This is a genomic window from Micromonospora antibiotica, assembly GCF_017599305.1.
Classification (GTDB): domain Bacteria; phylum Actinomycetota; class Actinomycetes; order Mycobacteriales; family Micromonosporaceae; genus Micromonospora; species Micromonospora antibiotica.
Genome location: NZ_JAGFWR010000001.1, coordinates 702,262 through 716,602 on the forward strand (window position 1 = coordinate 702,262; position 14,341 = coordinate 716,602).

Consider the following 14,341-nt stretch of genomic DNA (forward strand, 5'->3'; position numbering starts at 1 on the left):
CCGGTCAGGTGGCGGGTTGGAGCAGCGCCTCGGTGATCTTCTGGCAGTTCTTCATGCCGTATTCGTAGCCCAGGTTGATCGGGTAGCGGACCATCACGCCCATCGTCCAGGTGTCGCCGATGGCCAGGCAGTTGATGTGCATCTCCTGCTCGCGGGTCCGGTCGATCCAGCCGTTCTTGATGGCGATCTTCTTCTGCTCGGCCGCCGGGAACGCCTTGCGGATGCCGAAGTCGCCCGAGCCCCGAACCAGCTTCATCTCGTTGAGCAGCCACTTGGTCCACGTGGGGCCGGCGGCGCGGCCGTCGGCGATGCAGTTGCCGAGGCGGGCGGTGTCGCGGGGGGAGAGGTTGGTCCGGCTCCAGCCACCGTCGGCGGACACGCTGCTGTCGGTGAGCTTGCAGATCGAGATCAGCCGCTTGATCGAGGCCGACCGGCCGACACCGTTGTAGAACTGCTCGGCCCGGGTGTTGTCGCTGTCCCGGATGATCCGGGTGGCGTCGGCGAGCTTGGCGTCGCTCGGGGTCTGCCCGGCGTCGGCGGCCCGGCGCAGGTAGTCGGCGACGATCCACGACTTGATCAGCGAGGCGGTGGTGCTGGTCTCGCCCATGTTGTCCGAGCCGATGATCTTGCCGGTGCGGCGGTCCAGCACGCTCCAGGAGTACCAGCCCTGGAGGTTGAGGTCGAGGTCCCGGTCGGCGAAGGGCAGCGGCGTCAGCGAACGGGTCGAGGACGGTGCCGGGGTGGGCAGGTTGGGGCGGTTGTGCCGGTCGGCTGCCCCGTCGGAGCGGGGTGCGGCGGACGAGTCACCCCAGTGCGAGGCGGCGGTGGATTCCAGCGGCGAGCCGGGCAGCAGCCGCAGCGAGACCAGCACCAGGCCGACCAGGATCGCGGCCACGGCGATCAGCTTCACCGGCTGGCTGTCGTGCCGACCACGGCGGTTGCTCCGCCGGCTGCCCGCCATCAGAGCTTCCCGACCGGCTGCGGCACCTTGAGCGCGGCGCCGGGCTGCGGGGTGACCAGTTGGGTGGCGACGCTGGCGCACACCTTGGCGCCGTAACTCAACGGCTGTTTGATCGAGTAGCGCATCATCACGGCGAGGCTCCACTTGTCGGTGACGGCGAGGCAGCTCACGTGCCAGTTCCTGTCGTAGCTGAGGGGGGTCCAGCCGTTCTTCATCGCGACCGGGCCCTGCTTGGTGATCTCGTCGGGCAGGCCGTCGATGATGCCCCAGCGGCCGCCGCCGGAGCGGGCCATCTGCTTGCTCACGCTGCCCCGGACCTGGGCCATCTCGTTGAGCACCCACTTGGTCCAGTGGGGGCCGGCGGCCGTGCCGTCGGCGATGCAGTCACCGAGCCGGGCGGCGTCGCGGGGGGACATCCGGGTGAAGCTCCACCAGCCCTCGTAGCCGGGGACGTTGCCGGGCCTGGTGTCCTTGAGGCCGCAGATGTTGATCGCCCGCTTGAGCACCGGGCCGGGCTGACCGTTTCTCAGCGCCCGGTACGAGCCGCCCGACTTCGCATAGATCCGGTTGGTGGCGTCGTCGTTGCTATCCCGGATGGCCAGGCTCGCGTTCTTCAACATCGATGCCGGCGGTTTCTCGTCGCCGAGCTCGCGCAGGTAGTCGGAGACGATCCAGACCTTGAGCATCGACTCGGTGGAGCTGGTCGAGGTCATGTTCTTCGAGCCGGAGAGCTGACCGGTCTTGCGGTCCTGCAGGGCCCAGGCGAAGAACTCCCCCGTGAAGTTCACCGAGACCGGGGCGCCGGCCAGGGTGGGCGCCGGTGGCGCGGTGGGTGCGGGCGCGGGCACCTTCTCCGCCGTGCCGCCGCCGGTGCCGCCGGTCGGGTCGTCGCCGGCGAGCTTGGCGTAGGCGGTCGGCACCAGCAGGCCGGTGCCGAGCAGCACCGCCATAACGGCGAGCACCATGATCACGCGAGATCGCATGCGTGGGTGAACTCCAGATGTCAGGCCGGGGGGACCGGCTGCTTCCGCGGGTGTCGGCTCGACCGCCGAGGCCGGGGGAGTGGCCTGTGTCTCGCTGGCGATCGTCGGTAGCCGATCGGTGGTGACCGGGGAAGTCTACGTCCGGACAGCCGACTCGCCAGAATCCGACGCACGGCAAACTGCCGGGAAGTCGAGATATAGGCACGGTTTGTGCCCCTTGTGGCTATTCATCTTTGATCAGTGACTCAAGTCATATCCGAGCAGGTGTCCTGGTGTCGACCGAGCGCATCCGCCTGGTAACGGAAGCCGCTACTCAAATCCTGTTACACCCTCTGGTGCCATGGGCGGCGAGCTGTAACACTTGGCGAATGTATGGCAACGACTTCGTCCCGCAGGAGGACGCGCCCGGCGGTGGCCTGCTCGGTCAGGTCGAGGCCGCCGAGGTGGCGCTGCGTGAGGCGGCGGCCCGCAGCCGGGAGGGTGCCGCCGCGCCCGGCGAGGATCCGGCGGCGTACTTCGCCGACGTGATCGACGCCGATCAGAAGATCGAACCCCGCGACTGGATGCCCGACGCCTACCGGCGGACCCTGGTCCGGCAGATCGCCCAGCACGCCCACTCGGAGATCATCGGCATGCAGCCGGAGGGGAACTGGATCAGCCGGGCCCCCTCCCTCAAACGCAAGGCCATCCTGCTGGCCAAGGTGCAGGACGAGGCCGGCCACGGGCTCTACCTCTACGCCGCCGCCGAGACCCTGGGCGTCAGCCGGGACGAGCTGGTCGAGCTGCTGCTCGACGGCCGGCAGAAGTACAGCTCGATCTTCAACTACCCCACCCTCACCTGGGCCGACGTGGGCGCGATCGGCTGGCTGGTGGACGGCGCGGCGATCGTCAACCAGGTCCCGCTGTGCCGCTGCTCCTACGGCCCGTACGCGCGGGCGATGATCCGGGTCTGCAAGGAGGAGTCCTTCCACCAGCGGCAGGGCTTCGAGATCCTGCACACCCTGTCGCACGGCACCCCGGCGCAGCGGGCGATGGCGCAGGACGCGCTCGACCGCTGGTGGTACCCGTCACTGGCGATGTTCGGCCCGCCGGACGGTGACTCCACCCACTCCGCCCAGTCGATGGCCTGGAAGATCAAGCGGTTCTCCAACGACGAGCTGCGGCAGCGCTTCGTCGACATGTGCGTGCAGCAGGCGGAGATCCTCGGCCTCACCATCCCCGACCCCGACCTGCGCTGGAACGAGGAGCGGCAGGCGTACGACTTCACCCAGCCGGACTACGACGAGCTGATGCGGGTGATCAAGGGGGAGGGTCCGTGCAACCGGCAGCGGATGGAACACCGCCGCCGCGCGCACGCCGACGGCGCGTGGGTACGTGAGGCGGCCACGGCGTACGCGGCGAAGCAGCGGGCCGAGTCGCAACGGGAGAAGGTGGCCGCGTGAGCACGCCCGGTGAACCGCCCCGGACCCCGGTGACCTCGCCGCTGTGGGAGGTCTTCGTCCGGGCCCGACGTGGGTTGTCACACACCCACGTCGGCAGCCTGCACGCCCCCGACGCCGAGCTGGCCCTGCGCAACGCCCGGGACCTCTACACCCGCCGGCAGGAGGGCGTCTCCATCTGGGTGGTGCCGGCCGGCGCGATCACCGCGTCCAGCCCCGACGAGAAGGACGCCTTCTTCGACCCGGCCGCCGACAAGGTCTACCGCCACCCCACCTTCTACGAGGTGCCGGACGGGGTGGACCACCTGTGAAGGGTCCTCTCGACTTCACCCTCGCCCTCGCCCTCGGCGACGACGCGCTGGTGGCCGCCCAGCGGCTCGGCGAGTGGGCCACCCGCGCCCCCGAGATGGAGGAGGACATCGCGCTGGCCAACATCGCCCTCGACCAGCTCGGCGCGGCCCGCCTCCTGCTGTCGTACGCGGGTGAGCTGGAGGGCGCCGGCCGGGACGAGGACGCGTTGGCGTTCCTGCGCGACGACCGGGAGTTCCGCAACTGTCTGCTGGTCGAACTGCCCAACGGCGACTTCGCGGTGACCATGGTGAAGCTGCTGCTGCTCGCGGCCTACCAGGTGCCGCTCTACACCGCGTTGGCCGGGTGCGCCGACGAGCGGCTCGCCGCGATCGGGGCCAAGGCCCGCAAGGAGTCCGCCTACCATCTGGACCACGCCGCGTTGTGGGTGAAGCGGCTCGGCGACGGCACCGACGAGTCGCACCGTCGGGCCCAGGCTGCGGTGGACCAGCTCTGGCCGTACCACCATGAGCTGTTCACGGCGGACCCGGCGGCCCCGGTCGACCCGGCCGGCCTGCGGGCCGACTTCGACGCCGTGGTGCACCCGGTGCTGGCCGAGGCCACCCTGACCCGCCCGGCGACCGGCTGGACGCCGGGCGGTGGCCGCGACGGGGTACACACCGAGCACCTGTCCTTCCTGCTGGCCGAGATGCAGGTGCTGCACCGCGCCCACCCCGGGGCGCAGTGGTGAGCCGGCCCGGGTGGCACCGGTGACCGACCCCAGGACGGCCGTGGCGGCGGTGGTGGACCCGGAGATCCGGGTGATCACCATCGACGAGCTGGGCATCCTGCGGGCGGTCGACGAGGACCCGACCACCGGCCGGGTGCTCGTCACGATCACCCCCACCTACACCGGCTGCCCGGCGATGGACGTGATCCGGGCCGACATCCGGCGGGCCCTGGCAGTCGCCGGGCATCCCGACGCCGAGGTCCGGACGGTCTTCAGCCCGGCCTGGAGCACCGACTGGATCTCCGAGGGTGGCCGGGCCAAGCTCGCCGCCGCCGGCATCGCCCCGCCGGCTCCGGCCGGTACGGCGGGCCCGTCGCCCGCGCCGGGGTCCGGCCGCCCACCCGGGGTGGTGCCGCTGACCCTGGCCGTCCGCTGCCCGCGCTGCGGATCACCGGAGACGGAGCAGGTCAGCCGGTTCGGCTCCACCGCGTGCAAGGCGCTCTGGCGCTGCCGTTCCTGCTCCGAACCCTTCGACCACCTGAAGGCGCTGTGACTGTCACCATCACCCGCCCGGTCCGCCGCCGGCCGGCTTTCCACCCGCTGGCGGTCGCCGCCGTCGACCGGCTCACCGACGACGCCGTGGCGATCACCTTCGCGGTGCCCGAGGAGCTGCGGGCGACGTTCGCGTTCGCCGCCGGCCAGCACCTGACCGTCCGCCTGCCCGCCGTTGCCGGGTCGGCCGACACCGCCGTCACCGTGCCGTCCGGTGCGGTCGACGGGCCGGGTGTCGAAGGTGGGCCGGCTGCGGCCGGTGCCGCTGGTGCCGCCGGTGCGGACGTGCGGCGGTCGTACTCGATCTGCTCCACACCCGAGGAGCTGGCCCGGCACGGCCGGTTGCGGATCGGGGTGCGGGAGATCCCCGGCGGCGCGTTCTCCAGCTACGCCTGCGGCGCGCTGCGGCACGGCGACACCGTCGACGTGCTGCCCCCGCTGGGACACTTCACCACCGCGTTCGCGCCGGACCGGGTGCGCCACTACGGCGCGGTGGTCGCCGGCTCCGGCATCACCCCGGTGCTCGCGCTGGTCGCGACGGCCCTGGCCGTCGAGCCGGCCAGCACCTTCACCCTGGTGTACGGCAACCGCACGGCCAACACGGTGATGTTCGCCGAGGAGCTGGCCGACCTGAAGGACCGCTACCCGACCCGGCTGCACCTGGTGCACGTGCTGTCCCGGGAGCCGGGTGAGTCGCCGTTGCTGTCCGGCCGGATCGACGCCGACCGGCTGACCCGGCTGCTGGACACCATCGTGCCCGGCGACGCGATCGCCGAGTGGTTCCTCTGCGGCCCCTACCAGTTGGTGCTGGACGCGAAGGCGGTGCTGACCGGCCGGGGCCTGCCCGAGTCGGCGGTGCACACCGAACTGTTCCACGTCGACACCCCACCCGAGCCGGTGCGCCGGACGGGCGAGTCGACCGGTGGCGCGGAGGTGACCATCGTGCTGGACGGCCGGTCGTCCCGGTTCACCATGGGCCGCGACGAGCGGGTGCTGGACGCGGCGCTCAAGGTGCGCGGCGAGCTGCCGTACGCGTGCAAGGGTGGGGTCTGCTCGACCTGCCGGGCGAAGGTGGTCTCCGGCGCGGTGACGATGGCCCGCAACTACGCCCTGGAGCCGGACGAGGTGGCCGCCGGGTACGTGTTGACCTGTCAGTCCAGCCCGACCACCGACACCCTGACGGTCGACTACGACGGCTAGCCGGGTCGGCGGCGCTGCCGGCAGTGGTTTTCGAGCTTCCGGGGGCCGGCGACCCTGTCCTCGCTCTCGGGCGAGGGTCCTTTGTCTGTTGCGGGCCGGCGGCGGTGCCGCTGCCCACCCCGCCGGACACGATCGGGCGGGGGTCCTATGTCTGTTGCGGGCCCTGTCGAGCTGATGACGTCAGCGACTCACCCGGGATCGATGGGTTTGTGCTTGATTTGCGATCCCGGCGACCTGTCAACCGGTGCGGAGGTGGGCGGTCCAGTAGGTGAGGTCGGAGTGGTGCTCGGTGAGGGCGACCGGCTCCCCACAGGCCTCCCCGATCAGCCTGACCGCCTCGTCCAGGTGCGGCGGATTGCCGTCCCAGTCCTCGTCGCGGAACAGTTGCAGCCCGACCTCGCCCCGATCGTCGCCGAGCGCCTGCGCCGCGTCGGGTGACACCAGCACCACCGTGTAGCGGGCGGCCTCCCGCTCGGCCTCGCTCGGCGGCTCCGGCTCGTCCCGCCTGCGCCGCCGGAACCGCTCGACCACGGACGGGATCGGACCGGGCGAGTCAGCCGGATCGTACGGCTGCAGCCAGGTGGGTGAGGGACGGACGATGTTCGAGGCGGTCACTTCGACACTCCTTCATCTTTTGACGCAAGCCTTGGCTCGAATAGCAATTTGCGATTATGGTGAGGTTGCTCAGGGTGAGATGTCAATAGCGATCGGTGGGGAGTCCTGGTGGCGAAGCAGAGCGCGCCGACCGTGGTGGGCCGTGGGTTGGGTGGCGAGTTGCGGCAGGTGCGACGGGCCAGACGCCTGACCGGCTCGGGGGTGGCGACCCAACTCGGCTGGCAGCCGTCGAAGCTCTCCCGGATCGAGACCGGCCAGCAGGGCATCCGGCTGGAAGAGATCGCCGCGCTGCTGGCCATCTACGGTGTCGTCGGCGAGGAGCGCAAACGGTTGCTCGACATGGCCAGACGCGGCCGGGAGCCGGGCTGGTGGGAGACGCACTCGGCCGGCCTGACCCCGTGGTCGCGTACCTTCATCCGGTTCGAGGCCGAGGCGACCCGGATAGTGGGCTGGGAGCCGTTGCTGGTGCCGGGCCTGCTCCAGTTGCCGGACTACACCAGCGCTCTGATGAAGGCGTGCGGGGTGGCCCCGGCGGACGCCCAGGCTCGGGTCGCGGCCCGACTGGGCCGGCAGGCGATCCTGGCCCGGGACGAGCCACCGGAACTGAGTCTGGTCATCGACGAGATGGTGCTGCGTCGGCCGCTCGGCGGTCGTCGTCTGATGGCCCGACAGCTCCACCATTTGATCGAGATGATGGATCGGCCCAACGTGACGCTCCAGGTGTTGCCGCTGGAGTGCGCCGGGCACTCCGGGTTGGACGGAGCGTTCGTCCTGTTCGACTTCGATCGACTCCCGCCGGTGGTGCACCTGGAACACAGGATCTCCAGCATCTTTCTGGAGAAGCCGGATCAGGTGGACGTGTTCCGTCGGGAGGCGGATACGCTGGCGAGGTCGGCGTTGAACCCGGCCGAATCGATGAAGTTGATAGGCCAGGTCGCAGCGGAGCACGAGCGGGAGCGAGCCGCAGATGATGATCGCAGAGTTGTCGGAGGCTTCCTGGCGTAAGTCGACCCGCAGCGGCTCCGACACCAACTGTGTCGAGGTTGCCGCAGCAGCCCATGTGGTGGGGGTGCGGGATTCCAAGGACCGGTCCGGGCCGGTGCTGGCCTTTGACCGCCGGTCCTGGGCCGCGTTCGTCGCCGACCTGCCGGCGCGTTCCGGGGCCTGAACTCCGGCTACCGGCCGTGCTGCGGATCCTGGCGGTGGGACGTAGGCGCGGTGCGCGATGGTGAGCTGCCCGCAGCTCATGACGCAGAGATCATGAGGTCCGTCCCCGCCGTTGCCGGGTTTTCCCGTAGTTTTGTCTTACCCTTACTCGGAAGGGTCCGCTAAAACTGATGGGAAACTCCGATGACCGGCAAGGAGCCAGCAGGGGCGCTCGCTCGCATCCTCGCGGGGGAGACCGCCGACTCGCTTGAGTCGAGGACGCTGGACTTCAAGCGGCAGGGCCGGTCCCGGGAGGATGCGCTTCGGATGCTGGCGGCGGCAGCGGCCTGTTTCGCCAACGACATCGGCGGCGTGCTGGTGGTCGGGGTGCACGACCGGATCGCCGGTGCGGAGGCGTTCGAAGGCACCGACCTCGATCCGCTCCGGGTCGTTCAGCGGATCTACGAACTCACCGAGCCGTCGCTCATCGTCTCCAGCCACGAGATCGAGCACGCGGGGCGTCGGCTTCTCGTGGTCTCCGTTCCCCGCAGCCCCGACATCCACCAGGTGGATCAGCGTACGACCCATCGGGTCGGCACCTCCTGCGTGCCGATGACCGCAGCGCAGATCGCTTCCGCACTGGCCGATCGACACAGCGTCGACTGGTCCGCTGGCGATGCGGAACTGGACAGGTCGGATGCGTCGCCGGTGGCGCTCGACATCGCGCGGAGTCTGCTCCGGCAGAGTCCCGACCCGGCGCGGCGGCGCTACGCCTCCGAAACCGACGGCGACCTGCTACGGATCCTGGGCCTGCTCGGTCCCGAGGGCCGTCTCAACCGCGCTGGTGCGCTCCTCCTGGTGGATCCCGGCCCCCAGGAGGATGCCCGGGATCTCGCGGTCTACCAGTTCCGTAAGACCCCGGCGGGTGAGCCGACCGTCGTGCAGCGGATCGCCGGGCCGCTGCTGCGCACCCTGGTACGGGTGCTGGAGATCATCGACGCCCGGGTGGACAAGACACCGGTCAACCTGCCCGGTGGCCAGCAGGTGCAGTTGGCCGATCTGCCGGAGGCGGCGGTCCGGGAAGCGGTGGTGAATGCGCTCGTCCACCGTGACTACCGTCTTGACGGACCGGTGCGAATCGAGCATGCCCCCACCCGACTGCTCGTGGCCTCACCCGGGCCATTGGTCTTCGGAGTGACTGTGGAGAACATCCTGACCACCACCTCCCGGCCACGGAACCCGGCGCTGGCCAGGGCTGTCCGGGTCTTGGGGCTCGCCGAGGAGGCGGGTGTCGGAGTGGATCGGATGTACCGGGAGATGGTCCGGGTGGGCCACCAACCGCCACGGTACGTCGAGGAACCCGATCAGGTGACCGTCACCCTGCTCGGTGGCGCACCCAACCGGCATGTCACCCGCTATGTCGCGGCGCTGCCCGAGGCTGAGCAGGACGACGCCGACACCCTGCTGATCCTCTACCACCTGTTGACCCATCGCGTGGTGTCCGCCGTCGACGCGGCCCCACTCCTGCAGAAGGATGTGGTCGAGTCGCAGGAGGTGCTGCTGCGACTGAGCACCGAGCCGGTGGCGATGCTGGAGCCCACGCGGGAGACCGCCCGACGGCGGGCCCCGAACTATCGGCTGCGTAGCCCGGTGCTGAGCGCTCTCGGCCCGGCGGTCCGCTATCGCCGAGGACAGGGCGACGACGCCGAGCGCAAGGTCGTCGAGCTGTTGCGGGCTGCTGGCCAGATCAACGCACAGATGGTGCGGATCGCTCTCGACCTCGACGCTCAGGCGACGTCACGACTGCTCAGCGACCTGGTCGATCGAGGGCTGCTGGTCCGCGTCTCCGAATCACGCCGGGGCCCCTCGGTCACCTACGGTCCCGGTCCGGAGCTACCGGCCGCCAGCCGTCGCCGGCCGGGACGGAGCCGGTCGGTTGAGGTGGACGAGAATCCCCTGCTCTGAAACGGGACGACCGACCGGTGTCGAGGTGGTGCCGAAAGCGCCCGGTCCGGTGTTGGCCTTCGACCGCCGGTCGTGGGCCGCGTTCGTCGCGGCTCTGCCGGCTCTCTCGGAATCCTGAGCAACCAGTCAGGGGTACGTGGAATCACCGGCCCTGCCGGAGTCGGTCGTACGGGTCGATGATCTCCGTGGGGCGTAGGGCCGGGGCGGCGTGCTCACGCAGTGTCGGCGAGGCGACGTAGTACCTGCCCCGGGTCTGGCCACGTTGTTCCAGGAGACCCGATCGCAGCAGCGCCCGGAGGTCACGGACGGCCTGGTCGTCCGTGAGGGATTCGTCGTGCTGGTAGACGGTCCGGCGTACTCTGCCGCCGGTCGCCGCGAGTTGCAGGGCGCTGACCACGCGTTCGGGCAGTCCGTCCTGGCGTACCCGGTGGTCGAGGAGTTCCCAGAGTCGGGCGGCCTGGTCGATGCGTTGCCGGACCAACTGTGCCTGTTGGTGGTGCGCACTCAGGCAGAAACGGATCCATGGGCCGGTGTCGTTCGCCGGTTGCCAGCTCGAACCGCCCACCTCGGCCAGCACGTCGTAGTAGGCGTAGGTGTTCCGGCCGGCGCCCAGCCACTCCTCGATGGAGGAGAACTCGGGGGCGAGCACGCCGTCGCGGGCAAGGACCAGCGTGTGCAGGCAACGCGACATACGTCCGTTCCCGTCGCGCCAAGGATGGATCTTGACCAGGTTGAGGTGGGCCATCGATGCGCGGACGAGGAGAGGGGTGTCGGGTTCTGCGCCGCCGAGCCAGTCGATCAGCTCGGAGATCAGGCCCGGCACCTCGTCGGCATCCGGGCCGGTGTAGACGCGACGGCCGGTATGGGCCTCATCGACGTAGATGTCACCGGGTCGGTACCGCCCGGGCCATTTGGTTAGTTCATGCCGCATCATCATGAAGTGCAGGGCATTGAGGAGCATGTGCTGCCAGGCGAATTCCCGGGACTTGCCCAGTTGTTGCACATAGGTGAGCGCGTCGCGGTAGCCGGTGATGACGTCCCAGGTGCCTGGGTTGGTTTCCATCGGGTCTTCCCCGGTCACCGCGGCGACGGCGTCGTCCAGCCCGACCTGGTAACCCTCGATCGAGTTGGACCCCTGGATCGCGTGGGCGATCAGGGACCTGCGCAGGTGCCCGCTCCACCGGCGTGGCTCGGCGACCTGGTAGCGAAGGGCCTCCCGCATCGCCTCCACCTCGGCGAGGACATGCTCGTCGGCGCTTGTCAGCGTGGGAGTCGGATACAACATGGGAGAATCATATAATGATTCCAGCATTGTGCCAGAATTATTCAAGCATTTGGGGTGGGGTGTCACGGCGGGCGCGTGCGCCACGGTGACCCGATCGGCCTTCGGTCAGTACACGAATGCTCGTGGTGCGGGACGCGTCACGGTCGACGCACCACCGGAGGGTGGGACGGGAGGTCGGCGTACGCTCGGTGGTGTGACGGCGAACCGGGAGATCGACGACATCCTGCAACGTGGCGCGGACGGCGGGCGGATCACGCCCGAGGAGGCGCTGCTGCTCTACACCGAGGCGCCCTTCCACGCGTTGGGCGAGGCGGCGGACGCGGTACGTCGGCGGCGCTACCCGGACAACATCGTCACCTACCTGATCGACCGCAACATCAACTACACCAACGTCTGCGTGACGGCGTGCAAGTTCTGTGCCTTCTACCGGGCCCCCAAGCACGCCGAGGGGTGGACCCACCCGACCGAGGAGATCCTGCGCCGCTGCGGTGAGGCGGTCGAGCTGGGCGCCACCCAGGTCATGCTCCAGGGCGGCCACCACCCGGACTACGGGGTGGAGTACTACGAGGAGCTGTTCTCCTCGGTCAAGAAGGCGTACCCGCAGCTCGCGATCCACTCGATCGGGCCGAGCGAGATCCTGCACATGGCCAAGGTCTCCCAGGTGAGCCTGGACGAGGCGATCGCCCGGATCAAGGCCGCCGGGCTGGACTCGATCGCCGGTGCCGGTGCCGAGATGCTGCCGGACCGGCCGCGCAAGGCGATCGCCCCGCTGAAGGAGTCCGGCGCGCGCTGGCTGGAGGTCATGGAGCTGGCCCATCGGCAGGGCCTGGAGTCAACCGCGACGATGATGATGGGCACCGGCGAGACCAACGCCGAGCGGATCGAGCACCTGCGGATGATCCGCGACGTGCAGGACCGCACCCGGGGGTTCCGGGCGTTCATCCCGTGGACGTACCAGCCGGAGAACAACCACCTCAAGGGTCGCACCCAGGCCACCACCCTGGAATACCTGCGCCTGGTGGCGGTGGCCCGGTTGTTCTTCGAGACCGTGCCGCACCTGCAGGCGTCCTGGCTGACCACCGGCAAGGACGTCGGCCAGCTCGCCCTGCACATGGGGGTCGACGACCTCGGCTCGATCATGCTGGAGGAGAACGTCATCTCCTCGGCGGGCGCGCGGCACCGGTCCAACCTGCACGAGCTGATCGGCATGATCCGCTCGGCCGACCGGATCCCGGCCCAGCGGGACACCCTCTACCGGCGGCTGGCGGTGCACCACACCCCCGCCGACGACCCGACCGACGACCGGGTGGTCTCGCACTTCTCCTCGATCGCCATGCCCGGTGGCGGGGCCGGCCGTTCCCTGCCGCTCGTCGAGGCCCGCTGACCCCGACCGTTACGTAGGGTCACTGATCAGGCTTTCCGGGTGACTGGCTGATCGGGTTCGGGTGGTCGGCCCGGGGGATATTCGTGGTCGCCGTTCGGGCGAGGTGGCAGGGGATCAGCCACCACAAGACGCAGCAATTCCGGCGGGACGCGGCGCGTTGGGCGGATGTCTGCCACGCGGCGCTCCGGCGCGGGGGTTGGCGCGGCCCGACAGCGCCCGCTAACGTGCGCCCGACGTACCTTGGTTTCCCCGTCGGGAAGCCCGTACGAGCGTCGTACGTCCTCCATCGGCCCGGGAGGGCCGTTCATATAAAACGGGGGCGGGACGGGTGACCGTCCCGCCCCCGCTCATCCTCCGTTCGGCCCCGTCTGGGACAAAATCGCACGTCACGGCTGGCGCACCGGCGTCGATCTCGGATAACGTCCGCTCGGTTCGCCACATCAGCCACACCTTTCCCAGCAGTCCCTAGCCCCCCGGGGGATCGATGACTCTGTTCCACCGCTCGGCCCTGGCCCGTGTCGGCGCCGTGGCCCTGCTCGCCGTGGGTGGCCTGGCCACCGTCGCCGCCCCGGCCACCGCCGCCGACCAGGCGGAGCTCGACCTCGTTCCGCTCAGCTCCCAGCTGGCGCTCGGTGTCAAGGAGGCCAAGGCCAAGCCGTTCAAGTTCTCCGTCCAGAACTTCCGGGGTTCGGTCGACGCCAAGGACGTGAAGGTCACCGTCGAGACGGCGGGCCTGAAGGCGAACAAGGTCGGGGTGCTCGTGCCGGACGGCTGCGCCGTCAGCGGCACCGCCTTCACCTGCTCGCTGTCCGACCTGGGCGGCACCACCGACGACATCGCCGCCGGCACCACCGAAGAGTTCGGCATCCCGCTGTTCGGCACCGACACGCGCGGCAAGGGGGGCGTGCTGAAGGTGACCGTGAGCGGGTCCAACACCACCTCGGACTCGGTCGACCACGAGATCATGGTGGTCAAGCCCGGCTACGACCTGACCACCTGGGTGCAGGACGTCTACGCCGACGTGGTGGTCGACGGCGACGAGGCCGGCGAGAGCGGGCTGACCGGCGTCAAGCCCGGCGGGACCGCCCCGCTGGACTGGGCGCTCTACAACGGCGGCAGCCGCCGGGCCACCGGCGTCTTCTACGGGATCGCCCTGCCGGACGGCGCCACCTTCGTCGATCTGCCGGAGAGCTGCGTCATGCAGGACCTGGGTGGCGTGGTGGCGTACTGCGAGGACACCGGCGCGGTGCTGCGGCCGGGCGAGTTCTACACCGCCGACGTACGGGTGAAGGTCGGCTCGGGCGTCACCGAGAAGGTGCTCACCCCGGGCGTCCTGTTCGCCGCCGGGCTGACCGAGGCCGAGGGCACGCCGGAGGAGCAGCCGCAGGTCGCCAGCAAGGCGCAGCGCAAGATCTTCACCGAGACCGACGACGGTGACAACACCTCGCTGTTCGACGTCTTCGTCGACCTGACCACCGGTCCGAGCCCGTCGCCGAGCCCGAGCACCAGCCCGACCGGTCAGCCGAGTCCGAGCGCCAGCGCCAGCCCGACCACCGGTGGTGGCACGGGTGGCGGCGACGGCGGTCTGCCGGTGACCGGCGCACAGGCCACCCTGATCGGGGGGATCGGTGCCGCCGTGCTGCTCGCGGGCGGGGCGCTGCTGATGCTCGCCCGTCGGCGTCGGCTCGTGCTGGTGACCCCGGGCGACGAGAAGCCGCAGAGCTGAACGGCGGCAGGTCGGCGCACGACTGAGCGGTAGGACGTGGAGCGGGCGGGGTGGTCATCCACCCCGC

General features: G+C 70.1%; 14 protein-coding genes. 10 read left to right on the forward strand and 4 right to left on the reverse strand.

Going from position 1 to position 14,341, the window contains the following annotated elements; all coding sequences use genetic code 11:
- Positions 1-4 precede the first annotated feature (4 nt).
- Positions 5-961, reverse strand: a complete 957-nt coding sequence (locus JQN83_RS03310) for a serine hydrolase (RefSeq protein ID WP_208565498.1) — start codon at positions 959-961, stop codon at positions 5-7.
- Positions 961-1,944: a hypothetical protein gene (locus tag JQN83_RS03315; RefSeq protein WP_208565499.1), complete on the reverse strand. Its 984-nt coding sequence runs from the start codon at positions 1,942-1,944 to the stop codon at positions 961-963. Before JQN83_RS03315 ends, JQN83_RS03310 begins: the two co-directional genes overlap by 1 nt.
- 368 nt (positions 1,945-2,312) lie before the next feature.
- On the opposite strand from JQN83_RS03315, the gene paaA reads away from it, so the two are divergent.
- Genes paaA through JQN83_RS03340 form a run of 5 tightly spaced genes read left to right on the forward strand, consistent with a single transcriptional unit; the run spans position 2,313 to position 6,153 of the window.
- Positions 2,313-3,386 carry a 1,2-phenylacetyl-CoA epoxidase subunit PaaA gene (gene paaA, locus JQN83_RS03320; protein WP_208565500.1) on the forward strand — a complete coding sequence of 358 codons (1,074 nt, stop codon included), beginning with the start codon at positions 2,313-2,315 and terminating at the stop codon, positions 3,384-3,386.
- The gene (gene paaB / locus JQN83_RS03325) at positions 3,383-3,694 is read left to right on the forward strand and encodes a 1,2-phenylacetyl-CoA epoxidase subunit PaaB (protein ID WP_208565501.1); all 312 of its coding nucleotides are present in this window, start codon (positions 3,383-3,385) and stop codon (positions 3,692-3,694) included. Before paaA ends, paaB begins: the two co-directional genes overlap by 4 nt.
- A complete protein-coding gene (gene paaC / locus JQN83_RS03330) occupies positions 3,691-4,422 on the forward strand; it encodes a 1,2-phenylacetyl-CoA epoxidase subunit PaaC (protein WP_208565502.1) in 732 nt (243 codons plus the stop codon). Before paaB ends, paaC begins: the two co-directional genes overlap by 4 nt.
- Positions 4,423-4,441: 19 nt before the next feature.
- Positions 4,442-4,954, forward strand: a complete 513-nt coding sequence (paaD, locus tag JQN83_RS03335; RefSeq protein WP_208565503.1) for a 1,2-phenylacetyl-CoA epoxidase subunit PaaD — start codon at positions 4,442-4,444, stop codon at positions 4,952-4,954.
- Positions 4,951-6,153, forward strand: a complete 1,203-nt coding sequence (locus JQN83_RS03340) for a 2Fe-2S iron-sulfur cluster-binding protein (RefSeq protein WP_208565504.1) — start codon at positions 4,951-4,953, stop codon at positions 6,151-6,153. Before paaD ends, JQN83_RS03340 begins: the two co-directional genes overlap by 4 nt.
- Before the next feature lie 237 nt (positions 6,154-6,390).
- Here the strand turns inward: JQN83_RS03340 and JQN83_RS03345 are convergent, their stop codons facing one another.
- Complete coding sequence (locus tag JQN83_RS03345; protein ID WP_208565505.1) at positions 6,391-6,768, reverse strand: hypothetical protein; 378 nt, start codon at positions 6,766-6,768, stop codon at positions 6,391-6,393.
- A 108-nt stretch (positions 6,769-6,876) separates the two neighbouring features.
- On the opposite strand from JQN83_RS03345, the gene JQN83_RS03350 reads away from it, so the two are divergent.
- The 3 genes from JQN83_RS03350 to JQN83_RS03360 all read left to right on the forward strand — a co-directional run bounded on the left by JQN83_RS03350 (position 6,877) and on the right by JQN83_RS03360 (position 9,879).
- Positions 6,877-7,773: a helix-turn-helix domain-containing protein gene (locus tag JQN83_RS03350; protein WP_208565506.1), complete on the forward strand. Its 897-nt coding sequence runs from the start codon at positions 6,877-6,879 to the stop codon at positions 7,771-7,773.
- Positions 7,736-7,936 (forward strand): DUF397 domain-containing protein, encoded by a 201-nt coding sequence (locus JQN83_RS03355; RefSeq protein WP_372443959.1) that lies wholly within the window; start codon positions 7,736-7,738, stop codon positions 7,934-7,936. The genes JQN83_RS03350 and JQN83_RS03355 overlap by 38 nt, the downstream gene beginning before the upstream one ends.
- Positions 7,937-8,118: 182 nt before the next feature.
- Entirely contained in the window at positions 8,119-9,879 is a 1,761-nt protein-coding gene (locus JQN83_RS03360; RefSeq protein WP_208565507.1) for an ATP-binding protein, read from the forward strand.
- A gap of 142 nt (positions 9,880-10,021) precedes the next feature.
- Here JQN83_RS03360 and JQN83_RS03365 read toward each other — a convergent pair whose 3' ends face one another.
- On the reverse strand, positions 10,022-11,164 hold the full coding sequence (locus JQN83_RS03365; protein WP_244251572.1) for a Fic family protein: 1,143 nt from the start codon (positions 11,162-11,164) through the stop codon (positions 10,022-10,024).
- 193 nt (positions 11,165-11,357) lie between these two features.
- Here JQN83_RS03365 and mqnC point away from each other — a divergent pair, with 193 nt between their 5' ends.
- Complete coding sequence (mqnC, locus tag JQN83_RS03370) at positions 11,358-12,548, forward strand: cyclic dehypoxanthinyl futalosine synthase (RefSeq protein WP_208565508.1); 1,191 nt, start codon at positions 11,358-11,360, stop codon at positions 12,546-12,548.
- Positions 12,549-13,032: 484 nt separating this feature from the next.
- Positions 13,033-14,274 carry an LPXTG cell wall anchor domain-containing protein gene (locus tag JQN83_RS03375; protein WP_208565509.1) on the forward strand — a complete coding sequence of 414 codons (1,242 nt, stop codon included), beginning with the start codon at positions 13,033-13,035 and terminating at the stop codon, positions 14,272-14,274.
- The last annotated feature ends 67 nt before the right edge of the window (positions 14,275-14,341 follow it).